Origin of the sequence: Leucobacter sp. cx-42 (assembly GCF_014529985.1) — a bacterium.
Lineage (GTDB): Bacteria > Actinomycetota > Actinomycetes > Actinomycetales > Microbacteriaceae > Leucobacter.
The window spans coordinates 19,324-37,610 of record NZ_JACVMU010000008.1 but is presented as its reverse complement, the minus strand read 5'-3'; the positions used below and the strand labels follow the sequence as shown (position 1 = coordinate 37,610).

The 18,287-nt window shown below is 61.0% G+C and carries 15 protein-coding genes; 2 read left to right on the top strand and 13 right to left on the bottom strand.

Annotation, left to right across the window (positions count from 1 at the left end):
• Positions 1-18: 18 nt before the first annotated feature.
• From aroB to ICM05_RS09200, 10 genes are all read right to left on the bottom strand, one after another.
• Complete coding sequence (gene aroB / locus ICM05_RS09245) at positions 19-1,101, bottom strand: 3-dehydroquinate synthase (protein WP_188024300.1); 1,083 nt, start codon at positions 1,099-1,101, stop codon at positions 19-21.
• Positions 1,098-1,940 carry a shikimate kinase gene (locus tag ICM05_RS09240; protein ID WP_353055872.1) on the bottom strand — a complete coding sequence of 281 codons (843 nt, stop codon included), beginning with the start codon at positions 1,938-1,940 and terminating at the stop codon, positions 1,098-1,100. The genes aroB and ICM05_RS09240 overlap by 4 nt, the downstream gene beginning before the upstream one ends.
• A 125-nt stretch (positions 1,941-2,065) precedes the next feature.
• Entirely contained in the window at positions 2,066-3,262 is a 1,197-nt protein-coding gene (aroC, locus tag ICM05_RS09235) for a chorismate synthase (RefSeq protein ID WP_188024299.1), read from the bottom strand.
• 5 nt (positions 3,263-3,267) lie between these two features.
• Entirely contained in the window at positions 3,268-4,227 is a 960-nt protein-coding gene (locus ICM05_RS09230; protein WP_353055871.1) for a shikimate dehydrogenase, read from the bottom strand.
• Positions 4,228-5,319 carry an endolytic transglycosylase MltG gene (gene mltG, locus ICM05_RS09225; RefSeq protein ID WP_188024298.1) on the bottom strand — a complete coding sequence of 364 codons (1,092 nt, stop codon included), beginning with the start codon at positions 5,317-5,319 and terminating at the stop codon, positions 4,228-4,230.
• Between the two features lie 16 nt (positions 5,320-5,335).
• A complete protein-coding gene (ruvX, locus tag ICM05_RS09220) occupies positions 5,336-5,803 on the bottom strand; it encodes a Holliday junction resolvase RuvX (protein ID WP_188024297.1) in 468 nt (155 codons plus the stop codon).
• Positions 5,804-5,807: 4 nt separating this feature from the next.
• On the bottom strand, positions 5,808-8,462 hold the full coding sequence (alaS, locus tag ICM05_RS09215) for an alanine--tRNA ligase (protein WP_188024296.1): 2,655 nt from the start codon (positions 8,460-8,462) through the stop codon (positions 5,808-5,810).
• A gap of 30 nt (positions 8,463-8,492) precedes the next feature.
• Positions 8,493-8,759, bottom strand: coding sequence for a hypothetical protein (locus ICM05_RS09210; protein WP_353055870.1), 267 nt, complete (start codon positions 8,757-8,759; stop codon positions 8,493-8,495).
• A 103-nt stretch (positions 8,760-8,862) separates the two neighbouring features.
• Entirely contained in the window at positions 8,863-9,492 is a 630-nt protein-coding gene (gene rpsD / locus ICM05_RS09205; RefSeq protein WP_188024295.1) for a 30S ribosomal protein S4, read from the bottom strand.
• A gap of 214 nt (positions 9,493-9,706) precedes the next feature.
• Entirely contained in the window at positions 9,707-11,062 is a 1,356-nt protein-coding gene (locus ICM05_RS09200) for a replication-associated recombination protein A (protein WP_188024451.1), read from the bottom strand.
• A 182-nt stretch (positions 11,063-11,244) separates the two neighbouring features.
• On the opposite strand from ICM05_RS09200, the gene ICM05_RS09195 reads away from it, so the two are divergent.
• Together ICM05_RS09195 and ICM05_RS09190 are read left to right on the top strand one after the other, a co-directional pair.
• Positions 11,245-12,480, top strand: a complete 1,236-nt coding sequence (locus ICM05_RS09195; RefSeq protein WP_188024294.1) for a DUF349 domain-containing protein — start codon at positions 11,245-11,247, stop codon at positions 12,478-12,480.
• A 74-nt stretch (positions 12,481-12,554) separates the two neighbouring features.
• On the top strand, positions 12,555-13,133 hold the full coding sequence (locus ICM05_RS09190; RefSeq protein ID WP_188024293.1) for a hypothetical protein: 579 nt from the start codon (positions 12,555-12,557) through the stop codon (positions 13,131-13,133).
• On the opposite strand, the gene ICM05_RS09185 is transcribed toward ICM05_RS09190, so the two are convergent.
• The 3 genes from ICM05_RS09185 to secD all read right to left on the bottom strand — a co-directional run bounded on the left by ICM05_RS09185 (position 13,123) and on the right by secD (position 18,263).
• Positions 13,123-15,375: a bifunctional (p)ppGpp synthetase/guanosine-3',5'-bis(diphosphate) 3'-pyrophosphohydrolase gene (locus tag ICM05_RS09185; RefSeq protein ID WP_188024292.1), complete on the bottom strand. Its 2,253-nt coding sequence runs from the start codon at positions 15,373-15,375 to the stop codon at positions 13,123-13,125. The two genes, ICM05_RS09190 and ICM05_RS09185, sit on opposite strands and share 11 nt — an antisense overlap.
• Before the next feature lie 84 nt (positions 15,376-15,459).
• Positions 15,460-16,479, bottom strand: a complete 1,020-nt coding sequence (secF, locus tag ICM05_RS09180; RefSeq protein WP_188024291.1) for a protein translocase subunit SecF — start codon at positions 16,477-16,479, stop codon at positions 15,460-15,462.
• A gap of 2 nt (positions 16,480-16,481) precedes the next feature.
• Positions 16,482-18,263, bottom strand: a complete 1,782-nt coding sequence (gene secD, locus ICM05_RS09175) for a protein translocase subunit SecD (RefSeq protein ID WP_188024290.1) — start codon at positions 18,261-18,263, stop codon at positions 16,482-16,484.
• Between the last annotated feature and the right edge of the window lie 24 nt (positions 18,264-18,287).

Below are 18,287 nucleotides of genomic sequence, written 5' to 3'. Positions count from 1 at the left end.
CCGCGTATTTCGCTCGGGTTAATTCGCGATCTCCTGGTACGCGAACTGCAGCATCGACGCATCGGTGCCTGCGAGCACGCGCGGCTTTCCGATCTCGTCGAGCACAATAAAGCGCAGCATGCCAGCACGCGCCTTCTTATCGCGCTGCATCGCCTCGAGCAGGCCAGGCCAGCGGCCAGCCGGGTACGAGAGCGGCAGCGAGAGCAGCGAAAGCACCCGCTTGTGGCGCTCAACATCAGCGTCCGAGAGCGCACCAGCCATGCGGCCGAGCTCTGCGGCGTACATCATGCCGATTGAGATCGCGACACCGTGCCGCCACTGGTAGCGCTCTGCGTGCTCAATGGCGTGACCGAGGGTGTGTCCGTAATTCAAGATCTCTCGCAGGCCCGATTCCTTGAAGTCCTGTGAGACGACGCTTGCCTTCACACCAATTGCGAGCTCAACAACACGCTGGAACTCAGGCGTCGTCGGAGTCGTCGCCTTCGCGGTGTCTGCCTCAATGATGTCGAGGATCTCAGGCTCAGCGATGAAACCACACTTCGCGATCTCAGCGAAGCCAGCGAGAATTTCGTTCTGCGGCAGGGTATCGAGCAGTGCGAGGTCGCAGATGACGGCCTGCGGCGCGTAGAACGCACCAACAAGGTTCTTGCCCTCTGCGGTATTGATGCCGGTCTTGCCGCCGACAGAAGCGTCAACCATGCCGAGCACGGTCGTGGGGATCTGCACGAGCGGTACACCGCGCAGCCAGGTCGCGGCAACGAAGCCAGCGAGGTCAGTGACCGCGCCGCCCCCGAGACCAATGATGGCGTCGGTGCGGGTAAAGTCCGCCTGGCCAAGGATGCCCCAGATGAACGCAGCAACCTCTACACGCTTTGCCGACTCAGCGTCGGGCACCTCTGCGAGAAGCACCTGTTCGTACTGCTCGGCAAGGTCGTTCCGCAGGTTCTCAGCGAGACGCCCCACAGTTGCGGTGTGCACGATGAGCACCTTCGCCACGCGATCGCCGAGCGCGGCTGGCACACGATCGAGCACTCCACGCCCGACAGTGACCTCGTACGAAGTTTCTCCCGTGACCTGGATGATGGTCGGCTCGGCGGTCATGCTTCACTCCTTGGCTGTGAATTCTTTGCGGCGTTGTTTCGTGCCGCGCGACGTCGTGCTGCTGCTCGCGATCCGCCACTTCGGGCGCTCGCATTCTTGGCTGCCGCACGCTGTGCGTGTGTGAGGGGCGCCTGAGCTTCTGGCGTGCGCACCGGCGAGGTCTCCCCCGTGTCTCCAGCGGCAGCCTGCTGCTTCCGGGCGTATCCGCGCACCCACTGAGTGACACGGCGCGAAAGCTGCTCTTTGGTGGCGCGGTCTGTGCGGAATGTCACCTGAGCGACCTCTAGGTACAGCGGCTTGCGCGCCTCAAGAATACGTCCCCATGCATTGGGATCGTCACGCAGAAGGGGACGGCGTGACAGATTGGCGGTACGGAGTACCGCTTCCTGCGTCGTCATGAGCAAGATCGTGGGATGTTCCGCTAGCAATGCACGCGTCGAATCAGTAAGCACCGCGCCGCCACCGAGCGCCAACACCTTGGTGCCCTGCTCAGCAAGTTCGGCCGCGATAATTTCCGCCTCGATGCGACGGAACTCCGCCTCTCCGTGCTCAGCAAAGAACTCGGTAATGACGCCGTGCTGCCGGACAAAGACGGCATCGCTATCGACGAAGGGGATACCGAGGTCACGCGCAACGCGTTTTCCGAGGCTGGTCTTTCCAGCAGCCATCGGACCAACGAAGACAATGGCACGGTCTGGCAACCGCTTCCCGCCACCACGTCGCCGACGTCGGCGTGGGTTTGGCTTTCCACCCTGCTGCTGAGCGGCCGCACCGTTCGATGCAGCCGCGTCAGGCGTCGCAGTGCCGAGATTTTCAGACGCGGCCGTTGCCGATTGCACTACCTTGCGCGTAGGCACGACGATCGGAGCCGTCATCGCCCGTGGTACGGGCGGTGCCGGCTTCGGCCGTTCTTCGGCAACTGCGCTGGGCGGACCGGCAGGTCGTGCAGCGCGCCGCGACTTACTCACGACTCGATCGCTGTGTTTAGCTGCTCGGGAATCGCAGCGAGGTACGCCTGCAGATTGCGCTTGGTCTCAGCAACACTGTCGCCACCGAACTTCTCAACAACCGCATCTGCGATGACGAGCGCGGTCATTGCTTCAGCAACAACGCCAGCTGCGGGGACCGCGGTCACATCACTGCGCTGGTGATGAGCTTTTGCCTCTTCGCCAGTCGCGGTGTCAATTGTGGGAAGCGCGTGCGGAACCGTTGCGATCGGCTTCATGCCAGCGCGCACACGGAGCACCTGACCGGTGGTCATGCCGCCCTCGATACCGCCTGCGCGGCCCGTGTGGCGAATGATCTGGCCGTCTGCAAGGTGCAGCTCATCGTGCGCGACCGAGCCACGGCGACGCGTGGTTTCGAAGCCGTCGCCAACCTCAACGCCCTTGATCGCCTGGATACCCATGAGCGCACCAGCGAGACGCGAATCGAGACGACGGTCCCAGTGCACGTACGAACCAAGGCCGGCGGGGAGACCGTACACGAGCACCTCAACGATGCCGCCAAGCGTATCGCCCGACTTCTTCGTGTCGTCTACCTCTTCGACCATGCGCGCGCTGGTTTCCGCGTGGAAGCAGCGCAGCGGATCAGCATCAAGTGCGGCAACATCGGTTGGTCGCGGCAACGGCGAACCGGCAGGAACTTCGACGTCACCCATTGAAATGGTATGGCTGACGAGCGTAATTCCGAGTTCACCAAGGAACGAACGAGCAACCGCACCCAGCGCGACACGAGCAGCAGTCTCACGAGCGCTTGCACGCTCGAGCACGGGACGCGACTCGTCAAAGCCGTACTTCTGCATGCCGACGAGGTCAGCATGGCCCGGGCGGGGTCGTGTGAGCGGTGCACCGCGGCCACGCGACTTCTCCGAGAGCTCGGTCTTTTCGGCCGACATTACTTCGGTCCACTTGGGCCATTCAGTATTGCCGACGCGGATCGCGATCGGCCCACCAATGGTGACGCCCTGTACGACGCCGCCCGAGATGTTCAGCTCATCCTGTTCGAACTTCATGCGCGAGCCGCGGCCATAGCCGAGTTTGCGACGCGCGAGATCCTCGCGGATCGCGTCGAGTGAAATGGGGACACCAGCGGGCATCCCTTCGATCATTGCGATGAGTTCAGGGCCGTGAGATTCCCCTGCAGTAAGCCAGCGAAGCATAAGCCCTATCTTTCCACATTCTGTACGTCAGTTGCGCTCAAGCCACCGGCCTGGCGCATTGCCGCGTACACGCGATCCTCCCCATCGACGGGGAAGTTCGGATCACCATTGACGAAAATTCGCACCTGCAACAGTGCCTGCTCTACGAGCATTGCCACACCGGGGTGGGCGATGCCGCCAGCCGCGGTCCAGGCCGTCGCCAGTCCGGACGGCCACGGGTCATACGCGACGTCGAACAGCGGTACCTGCGCGAGATTCGCGGGGACCTCGAGCTCGGCAGCTGCACCCGCCGGAAGCGTTGAAATCACAAGCGACACATCAGCGATGCCGGCATCTGCCTCGGTCGCTGCGGTCAGTGATAGGGCGCCAGAAGCGGACTCCCCAGCAGCGGCTGCGACCACACGAACCGGTGCCGCGGCGCCAGGCTCCACAGTGCCATCAAAGCGACCAACAAGACTCTCCACAGCGCTCGCATTTCGAGCAAGTACGCGCACGGTTTTCGCCCCAAGCTTTCGTGCAGCAAGCACCGCAGAAACCGCCGTCGCGCCGGAACCAAGCACGAGAACGTCTGAGGCATCAAGCCCGGCGTGTTCAACCGCTGCAGCAAGCCCAGGAACGTCAGTGTTAAAGCCAGCCCACGGCTGTTTCTCACTATCGAGACGCAGCAGGGTATTGACCACGCCGCTCTCCTCGGCGACTGGGTCGCGAAGCGAGGCCAGACGGAACGCCTCTTCCTTCAGCGGCATCGTCAATGAAAGCCCACGCCAGTTTGTCAATCGCTCCGAGAGATACCCCGCGAGATCTGGAGCCTGCAGTTCATCACGGCCATATCGCCAGGCGAGGCCGAGCTCAGCGTACGCAGCAGCGTGAATATCAGGCGACTTCGAGTGCGCAATTGGCGAGCCAACAACGCCGAGAAACTCAGTTGCCGCGTCAGCAGCAGTGATCTTATCTGCGTTACTCACTTAGCACCCACTGTCTGGCGTGGTGTTGCACCACTCACGGAACTCATCGACCGACTTCTCATGCGCGTCGAGCGTCGAGTTAAACGACAATGCACCGTCGTTGCCAGGGGCATTCACAAAGTAAATCCAATCACCTGGCGTCGGATTCAGTGCAGCATTGATTGCGTCACGGCCTGCGTTCGCGATCGGACCGACTGGCAGCCCGGTGTGCGCGTACGTGTTCCAGGCGTTTTCATCTGCGCGGGCCTCATCAGAGGTCCACACGTCGCCGTCTTCGTGTGCGCCGAAGCCGTAGTGAGCGGTCGAGTCCATCTCGAGCTTCATGTCTTTTTCCAGACGGTTCGCGATAACGCGAGACACCTTACCGAAATCGTCAACCTGGCCTGCTTCGCGCTGCACGATTGAGGCGATGGTCAGCACTCGCTCACGATCTGCCTCAGCAACACCAAACTCGTCAAGGACATCAAGCTGCGTATCGAAGAGCAGGTGCACTGCTTCCTCACCCGTCGTATCGATCTCGAACTCGTAGGTCGCCGGGAAGAGCCAGCCCTCAAGGCTGTCAACACCGTCGGGCAGTGCGAATGCGCTCAGGTCAGCAACCGCGGCCTGCATGTCTTCCAGCGGCACCGTCGACTGCTCCGAAATAATCCGAATCGTCTGTTCGACCGTCTTCCCCTCTGGAATCGTAACGCGCAGGTCGAGTTCGTTCTCAGGGTCGAGCAATGCATCAAGGGCGGCCTGCGCACTCATCTGCAGGCGGAGCTTAAACGCGCCAGGATGGAACATCGGCTCCTCATCCTGCGCAACAAGCGTTGCAATGAAGGCCTCAGGAGTCTTCACCACGTCGAGTTCTGCAAGCTGGTTTGCGAGGTCAGTACCGTCATCACCGGATCGGATCACGACGGTGGCCTCCCCCGAGCCCTCGCCTTCGTAATCGTTGGTGGTCCAGCCAAGCGCAAGTGAAATGCGATCACCGTACTGGCTCCACGCAATTCCGCCGCCGATGCCAAGCAACACGACAACAGCAGCAACGATCGACCAAACGATCGCTTTTCGCTTCTTGCGTGCTTGAGTCTTTGCTCGTCGATTCACGTCGGGCTCCCTACTCTCAGTCTTCCGCAGTCACAGGAGTGCCAGGCTCACGGCCCTGTGCACGCTCGGAGTCGAGCGCCTGTTGCAAAATAATTACCGCAGCAGCCTGATCAATCACCGAGCGGCTCTTCTTTGTGTTCCGACCGGTCTGATGCAGCTGGGCTTGCGCCGTCACCGTCGAAAGACGCTCGTCAACGAGGCGCACACTACGCTCAGGATGCAACCGCGCAAGCGATTCCGCAAACTCGCGTGCGTCCTCGGTGGAGGGGGTGGCCTTTCCCTGCATATTCAGGGGAAGACCAACCACAAACTCCATGACGTCGTATTCATCGGCGATCGCACCAATACGCGCGAGATCGGCAGTGCCGTCGTGATCACGCGCCACGGTCTCGACCGGGGTCGCGAGCATGCCATGCGGATCGCAGCGCGCAACACCGATGCGCGCCTTGCCGACATCGATGCCGAGTCTCGTTCCAGTTCGCACGCGCTTACGCGCCAATCAGTGCGCGGATCTCGGCGAGAGCCGCCGGAACCTGCGCCACGTCAGTGCCGCCGCCCTGCGCCATATCGGGCTTGCCGCCGCCGCCGCCGCCGAGGACCTGCGAACCGCGCTTCACGAGGTCGCCTGCCTTCACACCGCGTTCACGCGCAGCAGCGTTGGTTGCCGCGACGAGAACGGGCTTGCCACCTGCCTCACCAGCAAGCACCACAACTGCAGCATCGCTGCCAAGGCGCTCGCGGATATCGATTGCGAGGGTACGCAGGTCATCGCCGCCAGCTGCCGAGCCGAGCGACACGAGTACCGCGTGAACACCATTAATGTCTTCAGCGCCCGCGATGAGCTCGGGAACGCGCTGCTGGAGCTGTGCTGCTTCCATCGATGCGATCTTCTTCTCTGCCGTCTTCAGCTGTGCGCCAAGCTCCTGTACGCGTACGATGAGCTCGGTACGCGGAACCTTCAGGCCACTGCTGAGCTGCTGCACAATTGCACGCTCTGCCGCAAAGTTCTGGAATGCCTCGAAGCCGACGAGCGACTCGATACGGCGATTGGTCGAGCCAACCGAGCTCTCACTCACGAGGCTGATCATGCCGACCTCTGCCGAGCTCCCCACGTGGGTGCCTGCGCAGAGCTCGCGCGACCACGCACCTCCGATGTCGACCACGCGCACGCGATCACCATACTTCTCGCCGAAGAGAGCCATTGCGCCAAGCGCTTTAGCTTCGTCGAGCCCCATCTCGCGGGTAACGACCTCGTAGTTCGAACGGATCGCCAGGTTCGAGATCTCCTCGATCTCGCTCTTTGTCTCGTTCGAGAGCGCCTCCGACTGGGTGAAGTCGAGTCGCATGTAGCCGGCCTTGTTGTACGAGCCAGCCTGGTGCGCGTTGGGGCCAAGCACGTCGCGCAGAGCAGCATGCACAATGTGCGTTGCCGAGTGTGCCTGCGTTGCACCGCGGCGGTAATCTGCGTCGACACGGCTTTCAGCGCGTGCGTCGAGACCGAGCACGCCGAGTTTCACGCGAACGGTGTGCACGATGAGACCGGGAACCGGCTTCTGCACGTCGAGTACCTCTGCCTCGAAGCCGTCTCCGACGATGAGGCCCTGATCGGAATCCTGACCACCGGACTCAGCCCAGAGCGCGGTCTCGCCGAGGACAACCTCTGCGATCTCGCCCTCGAGAGCCTCCTGGCGCGATTCGCCGTCAACGACAATGCCGAGGACACGGCTCTCGTGCTGCAGCTCGTCGTAACCGACGAACTTAGTCTCGCCCAGACCGCGCAGCTCCTTGTAAACGGAGAGGTCAGCACGCTGGCCCTTCTTCGCCTTTGCGTCAGCCTTCGCGCGCTCACGCTGCTCAGTCATCAGCGTGGTGAAGACCTCGCGGTCGACAGAGACGCCAGCCTCTTCAGCAAGTTCGAGCGTGAGCTCGATGGGGAAACCCTTGGTGTCGTGCAGCAGGAACGCAGCGTCGCCGGTGACGACGCCGCCGGTCTGCTGTGCCGACGAGATTGCCTCGTCAAGTACCTCGATACCCGATGCGAGGGTACGCAGGAAGGTCTTCTCCTCAGCGAGCGCAGCACGCGAGATGAAGTCATAGTTCTCTGCGATCTCTGGATACGAGCTTGCCATTGCGTTGCGCGACACCTCGAACAGCTCTGCGAAGCAGGTGCCGTTCACGCCGAGCAGACGCATGGAGAGAATCACACGGCGCAGCAGGCGGCGCAGAATGTAGCCACGGCCTTCGTTCGACGGCGTAACACCATCACCGATGAGCATGAGCGACGAACGAACATGGTCGGCGATGATGCGCAGGCGGATGTCATCAGCCTGGTTCTCGCCGTAGGTCTTGCCCGTGAGTTCGGCTGCACGGTCAAGAACGGGACGAACCTCGTCGATCTCGTACATGTTCTCGACACCCTGCTTGATGAACGCGACGCGCTCAAGCCCCATGCCGGTGTCAATGTTTTTCTTGGGGAGTTCACCCTCGATGGTGAAGTCAATCTTCGACTTCACATCGGTGACCTGGTACTCCATGAAGACGAGGTTCCAGATTTCGACGTAGCGGTCGTCGTCGGTCGCGGGGCCGCCGTCGATGCCGTACTCGGGACCCATGTCGAAGAAGATCTCCGAGCAGGGGCCAGCGGGGCCAGGCTGACCGGTCGACCAGTAGTTCGTTTCCTTACCGAGACGCTGGATGCGCTCTGCGGGAAGGGTTGAGTGCTGCGACCAGAGATCGAATGCCTCATCATCTTCTTCGTAGACAGTGACCCACAAGTCATCTGCCGAGAACCCCAGACCGCCATCAGCTTCGGAGGTCGTGAGGAACTCCCAGGCGTAACGAATTGCGCCGCCCTTGAAGTAATCACCGAATGAGAAGTTGCCACACATCTGGAAGAAGGTGCCGTGGCGAGGGGTCTTGCCGACCTCCTCGATGTCGTTCGTACGGATGCACTTCTGCACGCTCGTCGCACGGTCGTAGGGAGCAGGCACCATACCTGAGAGGTACGGCACGAACGGGACCATACCCGCAACCGTGAACATCAGGCTCGGGTCGTCAGTTACCAGTGAGGCCGACGGGACTACCGTGTGCTCGCGCTGTGCGAAAAAGTCAAGCCAACGGCGTCGGATCTCTGCGGTCTGCATGCGGGTGCTGCTCCTCTTAAAATCTAAAAATTAGTGCTGTTCGGTCTGGCCGTCGAGCGCCTGCTCGGAATCAGCCGGACGCCCTGCAGCTTCAGCGTCGTGGTAGCCGGTCGAGAACGCGCGACTAAACTCTTCCATTCCGCGGTTCACACGGCCGAAGAAACGGCGGCCACCCTCGGTGGAGTTCACGAAGTGGGCGGCGACAAAGCCAATCACAACGCCACTTACCAGCCAGTTCAGTTTGCGCATCGATTCGCCTCTCGTCGCGTTTGCATCTTGCACGATGTCGTTTGACACCTGCACATCGTCCCAGTCTATCCGGTTGCGCATACGCACTCGGGTGATGATGCAAAAAGGCGGGTGTCGGAAAACCGACACCCGCCTGAATGTAAGCGGAAGCTTAGCGACCCGAGTAGTACTCGACGACGAGCTGAACTTCACAGGTCACGGGGACCTCAGCGCGCTTCGGGCGGCGAACCAGGCGAGCCTGGAGCTTCTCGAGCTCAACCTCGAGGTAACCCGGAACTGCGGGAAGAACCTCAGCGTGGCCACCTGCAGCAGCGATCTGGAAGGGCTCAGTTGCCTCCGAGCGCTCCTTGACGTGGATGAGCTGACCGGGCTTGACGCGGAACGACGGGCGGTCAACGATCTTGCCGTCAACGAGGATGTGGCGGTGCACAACCATCTGACGAGCCTGAGCGGTGGTGCGTGCGAAGCCTGCGCGGAGCACGAGTGCGTCGAGGCGCATCTCGAGGAGCTCGACCAGGTTCTCACCGGTCAGGCCGTCAAGACGACGAGCTTCCTTGAACGCAATGGTGAGCTGCTTCTCACGGATGCCGTACTGAGCGCGAAGACGCTGCTTCTCGCGAAGGCGAACCGCGTAGTCGCTGTCGCTCTTACGCTTGGTGCGGCCGTGCTGGCCGGGACCGTAGGGGCGCTTCTCGAGGTAACGAGCAGCCTTGGGGGTCAGAGCAATGCCGAGCGAGCGGCTCAGGCGAGTCTGTGAACGGGTACGCGACGTGGTCGACACGTGGATCCTTTCGGTTTCTGATTACATCGCAGCTTCGGTGAAGCCACGCGTTCTCCCGGCTATGCTGCGCCCGCGCCAACAAGTGACGCACGCGACGCAGCGAACCGATTTCTCGGTGAGGGAACGACCATTGCAGAAACCCAACGAGGGGCCCACTGCCACCGTTCAGCCCAAGATAAAATCTCTGGCGCGGTGTTGGCCAGCGTCTATCGTATCACGAGCCCCGCGTAATACGACGAATCTTCTCGAGTCGCTCGGACACGTCACGCTCATTTCCGTGCGTGGTTGGCGAGTAATAGACCCGATCTTTCAGCTCATCTGGAAGATACTGCTGCGTCGACACTCCGCGCGGGTCGTTGTGCGGGTACAGGTACCCCTTGCCATGCCCGAGGCGTTTCGCGCCGGGGTAGTGGGCATCACGCAGGTGCTTCGGAACAAGCCCGAAGCGGCCTGCCTTTACGTCAGCGATTGCCGAGTCAATGGCAGCGATGACCGCGCCAGACTTGGGCGCCGTCGCAATGTAGATCGTTGCTTCTGCAAGCGGGATCCGCGCCTCTGGCAACCCAATCATCTGGGTCGCCTCGGCTGCTGCGACCGCGATAGGAAGCGCCTGGGGATCCGCCATTCCAACGTCTTCTGCCGCGTGCACCATCAGGCGCCTGGCGATGAAGCGCGGATCCTCCCCCGCTTCAAGCATGCGAGCGAGGTAGTGAATGGCGGCATCGGGATCAGAGCCACGCATTGACTTAATGAAGGCACTTACCACGTCGTAGTGCTGATCACCGTTCCGGTCATAGCGCAGGAGTGCGCGGTCAACCGACGCTTCGACAATCTCAAAGGTAATTTTCGGCAGGGACCCTGGCGCGTCGGTATCAGCATCGCCGGCGGGCGACTCCGCGTCATCGTCAGGTTCGCCATCTGCATCGTCATCAATCTCTGGGAGATCAACCGGGGTCATCGCAGATGCTGCGGCAGCCTCCAGCGCAGTGAGCGCGCGGCGCGCATCACCAGATGCGAGCTGCACGAGCGCATCGAGCGCCTCAGGGGAAAGCTCGACCGCACCACGAAGACCACGCGGGTCCGCGACTGCGCGCGTCAGCAGTTCGCGAAGATCGTCATCAGTCAGTGGTTCGAGTGTGAGCAACAGTGAGCGCGAGAGCAGCGGACTGATCACGGAGAACGACGGGTTCTCCGTTGTCGCGGCCACAAGAGTCACCCAGCCGTTTTCTACGCCGGGAAGTAACGCGTCTTGCTGCGCCTTGGTGAAACGGTGAATCTCATCGAGGAACAGTACCGTCGCAATGTCGTACAAGTCCCGATCGTTGAGGGCCCGTTCCATGACCGTACGGACATCCTTGATTCCCGCCGTCACCGCCGAAAGCTCGACGAATCGTCTGCCACTCGAATGCGCAATCGCCTGCGCGATCGTCGTCTTCCCCGTTCCGGGCGGCCCCCAAAGAATCAGTGAAACCGCCGAGCCGGTGCTATCACTCGCAAGCTGTCGCAACGGAGAGCCGGGCCTGAGCAACTTTCGTTGGCCGACCACTTCATCGAGCGAACGCGGCCGCATTCGCACCGCAAGCGGGGCGGTTGCTGAGAAGGGCGCGGATCCAGACACGCTGCCATCGTATCTTCGGATTCACTGAAGCGTCGAACTCCCCCGCTTTTATCGCCACACTATGGCTATAGTGGATACCGTCTATTCCACGGTCGGCGGACAACGTCGATCCCGCACGGCAGGTGAGCAACACGGTGAGCGAAGCTACGAACGAAACCCCTTGGGGACGAGTCGATGAGGACCGCACGGTTTACGTGCGCGAGGGTGACGCCGAGCGCGTCGTAGGCTCTTTCCCTGACGGCACCCCTGAAGAGGCCCTGGCCTACTTCGAGCGCAAGTACAACGACCTCGCAGGGCAGATTACGCTCCTCGAGGCACGCGTCGCGCGCGGCACGACTGACGGTTCAGCCGCAGAGGCAGTAACTAAGCTGCGCGAGCAGCTCGTTGAGCCCGCAGCTGTCGGCGACATTGCTGCACTCCGCGCACGTGTTGAGAAGCTTGACGGCCGCGCCGCAGAGCTCACTGAGAAGCAGCAGCAGGAACGCGAAGAAGCGAAGAAGGCTGCACTCGCTGAGCGCGAGGCGATCGTTATCGAGGCTGAGCGCCTGGCAGCACAGCTAGAGGCATCGATCCGCTGGAAGGACACGAGCCTCGCTTTCGAGAAGCTCTTCACCGACTGGCAGACCGCGCAGCGCACTGGCCTGCACATCGCGAAGCCCGTGGCCGACGGCCTGTGGAAGCGCTTCCGCAACGCACGCCAGTCGTTCGACACGGCTCGTCGCGCGCACTTCTCGCAGCTCGATGCGAACAACAAAGAGGTCAAGCACCGCAAGGAGCGCCTCATCACCCAGGCTGAGGCACTCGCAAACCGCGGCATTGACGGCATCCCCGCATACCGCGACCTCCTCGACGAGTGGAAGGCCTCGGGCCGCGCAAGCCGCAAGCTTGATGATCAGCTCTGGGCACGCTTCAAGGCCGCAGGCGACGTTCTGTACCAGGCAAAGGCCGAGGCCGCTGCACAGACCAACGAGGAGTACACCGCAAACCTTGAGGCTAAGGAAGCAATCCTTGCCGACGGCGTTTCGATCCTCGAGATCACCGATCACGCTGCAGCACGCAAGCAGGTCACCGCGCTTCAGCTTCGCTGGGATGAGGTCGGCCGCGTACCGCGCGAATCGCTCCGCGACATCGAGGGCCGTCTGCGTCGTATCGAAGACCACGTGAAGCAGCTCGAAGAGGACCACTGGTCACGCACCAACCCCGAGACTCAGGCTCGCACCACCGGCCTCCGCGCGCAGCTCGAAGCATCGATCGCTGAGATCGAGACTGAGATCACCGCCGCAAAGGCAGCGGGCAACGCAAAGCAGGTAGCAGAAGCCGAGGCGAAGCTCGCGACCCAGAAGTCGTGGCTCGATGCAATCGGTGACTAAGAGTCACTGACTTATACACAGGGCGGGCGTCACCGGGTGGCGCCCGCCCTTCGTGTTGCCACATGATGGTGCGCATGTATCCCACGCCACCACCTCGAAAACACACGCCCACGCCCCCGCGCATTGCTGATTGGCCGCTCGCCCAGCAGTACGCTGAGCGCTTGCGAGGCACGGTCGTCGCATGCGGGCCAGGTTTTCGCCTCGCATCTTGGCCCGACGTGCCCGTCACACGAGCAACCGCGCTTTCCAGATGGCTGGCATCGCCGCGCTACGTTGCGGTACAGATGACCGCTGCTTGGGTGTGGGGAGCTTGCTACCAGCCGGGAGAGCCAACGGTGCTCACGCGTGGTGGGCGGATCAGTGCCTCCCGAGAACAGTCAGGCGCAACGTATCTCATTGGCCGCATCGCAGATGACGAAGTCACAACGGTCGCCGGGTACTCGGTGAGTTCACCGTTGCGCACAGCATACGACCTACTCCGATCTGAGCGCGTGTTTGATGAGCGCGAACGCGCAGCAGTTCGGCTCCTTGCGTTCGGGCGCCGAGAGGAACTCATCGCACGCGCGAATCGGTGTTCACCCGGAGAAAGCAGGCTGATCCGCACACGGCTCGAAGCCCTGTACGGTACAGCCAGCCGCTCGCCTAGTTCGTGACGCGATAGACGTCGTACACACCCTCAATTCGTCGCACAGCGTTCAATACGTGGTCGAGGTGGTTCGTACCTGCCATCTCAAACACGAAGCGGCTTACGGCCAGTCGAGCACTCGACGTGTTCACCGAGGCTGAAAGGATGTTGACGTGGTGCTCTGAGAGCGCCTTCGTGACGTCCGAGAGCAAACCTGAGCGGTCAAGCGCCTCTACCTGAATCTGCACGAGGAACATACTCTTCGAGTTTGGCGCCCATTCGACGTCAACGAGTCGCTCAACCTGTGTCGAGAGCGAAATGAAGTTTGGACAGTCAATTCGGTGCACCGAGACGCCCTGGCCCTTGGTCACAAAGCCGCGCACCTCATCGCCAGGAACCGGGGTACAGCACTTTGCGAGCTTTGCAAGCACGTCTGTCGCGCCCTTGACGATTACACCACTTGCCGAGGTGGTGTGGCGACGAGGCTTTGGCGCATCGATTCCCTGCACCGCAATGCTCTCCGCATCAACCGTCCCGCGATCTGCCGCAGTGAGCGCAGTTGCGCGATCAATGACGTTGGCGGCCGAAATGCGCCCCTCACCGATCGCAGCGTAGAGCGTCGTCACATCTGCGAAGTTGTTCTGTGCAGCAACCTGCAACAGCACCTCAGAGTTCAGCAGGCGATGCAGCGGGAGACTCTGCTTCCGCAGGGCCTTGGTCAGCTCGAGCTTGCCCGCCTCAGCAGCCTCATCTCGCCGTTCCTTGGAGAACCACTGGCGAATCTTGTTCTGTGCACGCTTGCTCTTCACAAACGTGAGCCAGGAGCGGTTCGGGCCTGCATCTGGATCCTTCGAGGTGAAGACCTCGACAACGTCACCGTTTTGCAGGGTGGTCTCGAGCGGCACCAGCCGGCCGTTCACTCGGGCGCCCATGGTACGGTGGCCAACTTCGGTGTGGACTGCATACGCAAAGTCCACGGTGGTACCGCCTTCTGGCAGGCCGATTACTCGACCCTTCGGCGTGAATACGTAGACCTCTTTCGCGCCGATCTCGAAACGGAGCGCGTCAAGGAATTCGCTTGGGTCTTCGGTCTCTGCCTGCCAATCGGAAATATGCGCAAGCCAAGCCATGTCGTTCGACGTGGTCTCTTCGGGGCGCTGCTGACGCTGCTTGTACTTCCAGTGAGCTGCAACACCATACTCCGCACGCTGATGCATCTCATACGTACGAATTTGAATCTCGACCGCTCGCCCGTCAGGTCCTACGACCGTCGTATGCAACGACTGGTACAGATTGAACTTGGGCGTCGCAATGTAGTCCTTGAAGCGACCGGGAATCGGCGTCCAGCGCGCGTGTACGGCGCCAAGCACCGCATAACAGTCACGGATCGAGTTCACGAGTACACGAACACCAACGAGGTCGTAGATATCGTCAAAGTCGCGCCCGCGCACGATCATCTTCTGATAGATCGAGTACAGCTCTTTCGGCCGTCCCGTAACTTCACCGCGGATCTTCGAATCGCGGAGGTCCGATTCGATCGCGCCAATAACGCTGCCAACCACCTCATCACGCTGCGGGTTGCGCTGCTGCACGAGATTGTCGATCTCGGCATACAGCTTTGGCTTGAGTACCGCGAACGACAGGTCTTCGAGTTCAGTCTTCATCGACTGAATTCCGAGCCGGTGCGCGAGCGGCGCGAAGATTTCGAGTGTTTCCTGGGCTTTCCGCTTTGCCGAGTCGCTCGGCACGAAGCCCCAGGTGCGCGCGTTGTGGAGGCGATCCGCCAGTTTAATGACGAGCACCCGGATGTCCTTCGACATCGCGACCACCATCTTGCGGACGGTCTCAGCCTGCGCCGAGTCACCGTACTTGACCTTGTCAAGCTTGGTCACACCGTCGACGAGCATCGCAATCTCAGACCCGAAGTCTGCCGTGAGCTGCTCGAGCGTATAGTCAGTGTCTTCCACGGTGTCGTGCAGGAGGGCCGCAGCAATAGCGACGGGGGCGACGCCAAGGTCAGCCAAGATCTGTGCGACAGCGATGGGGTGAGTGATGTATGGTTCACCGCTCCGGCGCTTTTGGCCACGGTGAGCTTTTTCAGCCACCGTATAGGCCCGCTCGATCAGGCCAACGTCACCACGTGGATGGTTGGCCTTCACTGTGCGGATCAAATCGTCTACCGCACCGTGTCCGGAGCCGCGGGAAAAAATCCGCGGAACAAGGCGGCGGAGGGCAGTCGATCCCCCGGGTGTAGCGTCAGTCGCGTTCATGGCACTCTCCCTCGAACTGATTGAACGCTACACCACGGGGGATCGATTTAACGAACCCGCGTGTGCGCGAGTTTTAAATAGCCGCTATTCGGTGGCCTCCGCAGCAACGAGATCTTCCTCACGTTCACGCTGACGGAGCACCTTCTTGTCGTGCTCAACGATGACCTTGTCCTTCTCGCGAAGCTGCGAGTAGACCGGCGCCGCGATGAAGATGGTCGAGTACGCACCGACGAGGATACCGATAAACAGCGCGAGCGAAATATCGCGAAGCGTACCTGCACCAAGCACGAATGCGCCGATGAAGAGGATCGAACCAACAGGCAACAGTGCTACGACCGAGGTATTGATCGAACGAACAAGCGTCTGATTCACGGCAAGGTTGACCGACTCAGCGAACGTGCGAGATTCATTGAGCTCGCCCGGGGTGGTGTTCTCACGGATCTTGTCGAAGACCACGACGGTGTCGTAGAGCGAGTAACCGAGAATCGTCAGGAAGCCGATCATCGCAGCCGGAGTGATCTCGAAGCCGGCGAGGCCGTAGATACCCGCGGTAATGATGAGGTCATGCAGCAGCGCAGTCAGTGCCGCGATCGACATCTTCCAGGTTCGGAAGTAAATCGCCATCACGAGCGCTGCGAGCAGGATGAACACGATGAGGGCGATAATCGCCTGCTTCGTGATGTCCTGACCCCATGCCGGACCAACGTACGAGTAGGTCACCTTTTCAGACTTCACGTCGTACGCGGTCGCGAGCGCATTCGTCACTGCAACGTTTTCGGATTCCTGCAGTGCCTCGGTCTGAACGCGAATATCGGTCGGGCCGAGCTTCGTGATCTTCGGGACGGTGTTCGGAAGCACTTCAGCAACCGCCTGCTCAGCGAGCTTTGGATCCTGCTGTGCAGATTCACTCAGGTGCACCTGGAATTGGCTACCACCGGTGAACTCAATGCCGAAACTGAAGCCACCGCGTGCAATCGGACCGATGACCGCGAGAGCGATCAGGACGATCGAGAGGATGTACCAAATCTTGCGCTTGCCGATGAAGTTGATCGACTTCTCACCGGTGTAGAGCGCATTACCAAACTCAGAGAATGAACGAGCCATGGTTAGCCCTCCTTACCAGCAGCTGCAAGATCAGCAGCCTTGCGTTCTGCGATCGTCTGACGACGTTCTGCTTCGTTACGGCTCTTCGCGACCTTCTTGCCCGCGCCCTTCGTTGCGACCACGGGCTCACGGAACTGCGCGCGACCACGGTAGACAGCGCCGAGCTGCTGCGGGTTCAGGCCAGATGCGGGGTGACCCGACTGGTAGAACTTCGTGCGCGACAGCAGGACGAGCATCGGATGGGTGAACAGCGCGATCACGAGCACGTCGACGACCGTGGTCAAGCCAAGCGTGAACGCAAAGCCCTTGACGTTACCAACTGCAAGAATGAACAGAATAACCGCAGCAAGCAGGTTGATGCCGTCAGATGCAAGCACCGTACGGATCGCGCGCTTCCAGCCATTTTCAACTGCGCGTTCAATTGGGTGACCGTCACGCAGCGCATCGCGGATTCGCTCGAAGTACACAATGAACGAGTCAGCGGTGAAGCCGACCGCGACCACGATACCCACGACTCCCGCAAGCGAAAGACGGTAGCCCTGGCGCCACGAGAAGAAGGTGAGCAGCAGATAGGTCAGCACAGCCGCGATTGCAAGCGAAGCAATCGTCACAGTACCGAGCAGTCGGTACTGGAACAGGGAGTACACAACGACGAGGAGTAGACCAATGAGGCCTGCGAGCAGGCCTGCCTGCAGCTGGTTCGATCCGAGCGTTGCCGAAATATCTTCCTGGCTCTGCACGGTGAAGCCAATGGGCAACGCGCCAAACTTCAGCTGATCCGCGAGCGTCGCCGCGTCTTCCTGCGTGAAGTCGCCTGAGATCGACGGACGACCGTCAAGAATCTGCGCCTGCATCGCGGGCGCTGAAAGCACACGGCCATCAAGCACGAACGCAAACTGGTTCATCGGCGCCGTCTGGCCGAACAACCGGGTGCTGATCTCGCCAAAGACCTTCGCACCCTTCTTGTTCATGGTCATCTGCACAACCCACTGGCCGTTTGAAGCACCGGTGTTGGTGGTGCCCATCTGTGCCGTCGCATCGGTAATGACATCACCATTGAGCTCAACAGGACCCAGAATGTACTTCTGAAGACCGTTCGAATCACAGGTAATCAGCGGGCGGTCCTTCGGCATCTCTGCCGCGTTCAGCACCGAGTCGTCCATACAGGTGAACTCGAGGAAATCGGCCTGGAGCTGCTCGGTAAGCCAGGCAGTATCGCCAGCACTTTCCGGAATCTTCTCCGGATCGCGGGCAGCGATCTTCTCTTCGGTAGTCTGCTTCGGCTTGTCAGCTTCAGCGTCTTCACCGTCTACCGCAGCGTTCGCTTCTGCGTCAGCAGGTTCAGTCGTCTGGTCAGTCTGCAACTCTGCAAGCTGATCCTGAGTCAGACCTGCTGCTACTGCGAGAACCGGACGGAACTCGAGGTTTGCTGATGCTTCAATACGTTTGAGCGTTGCTTCATCAGCCTTACCAGGAATAGCAACCGAAATATGGTTACTTCCCTGCGTGGTAATTTCGGCTTCCGAAACACCCGAGGCATCGACGCGCTGGCGGATGATCGAGACAGCCTGGCTCAGCTGCTCACCGCTGACCGCTTGGCCATCGGTCTGGTTTGCAGCGAGCAAAATCTGAGTGCCACCCTGGAGATCGAGGGCAAGCTTCGGGGTCCATGTCGCGTCACTCCGGAAGACTCCGAGCGTGATCAGGCCAGACAGACCAACAATAAGTACGAGAAGGAAGACGAGCGAACGCCTCGCCTTCTTGACGGCAGGGGATGACGCCATGAGTGCGCTTTCGCTTTCAATAGG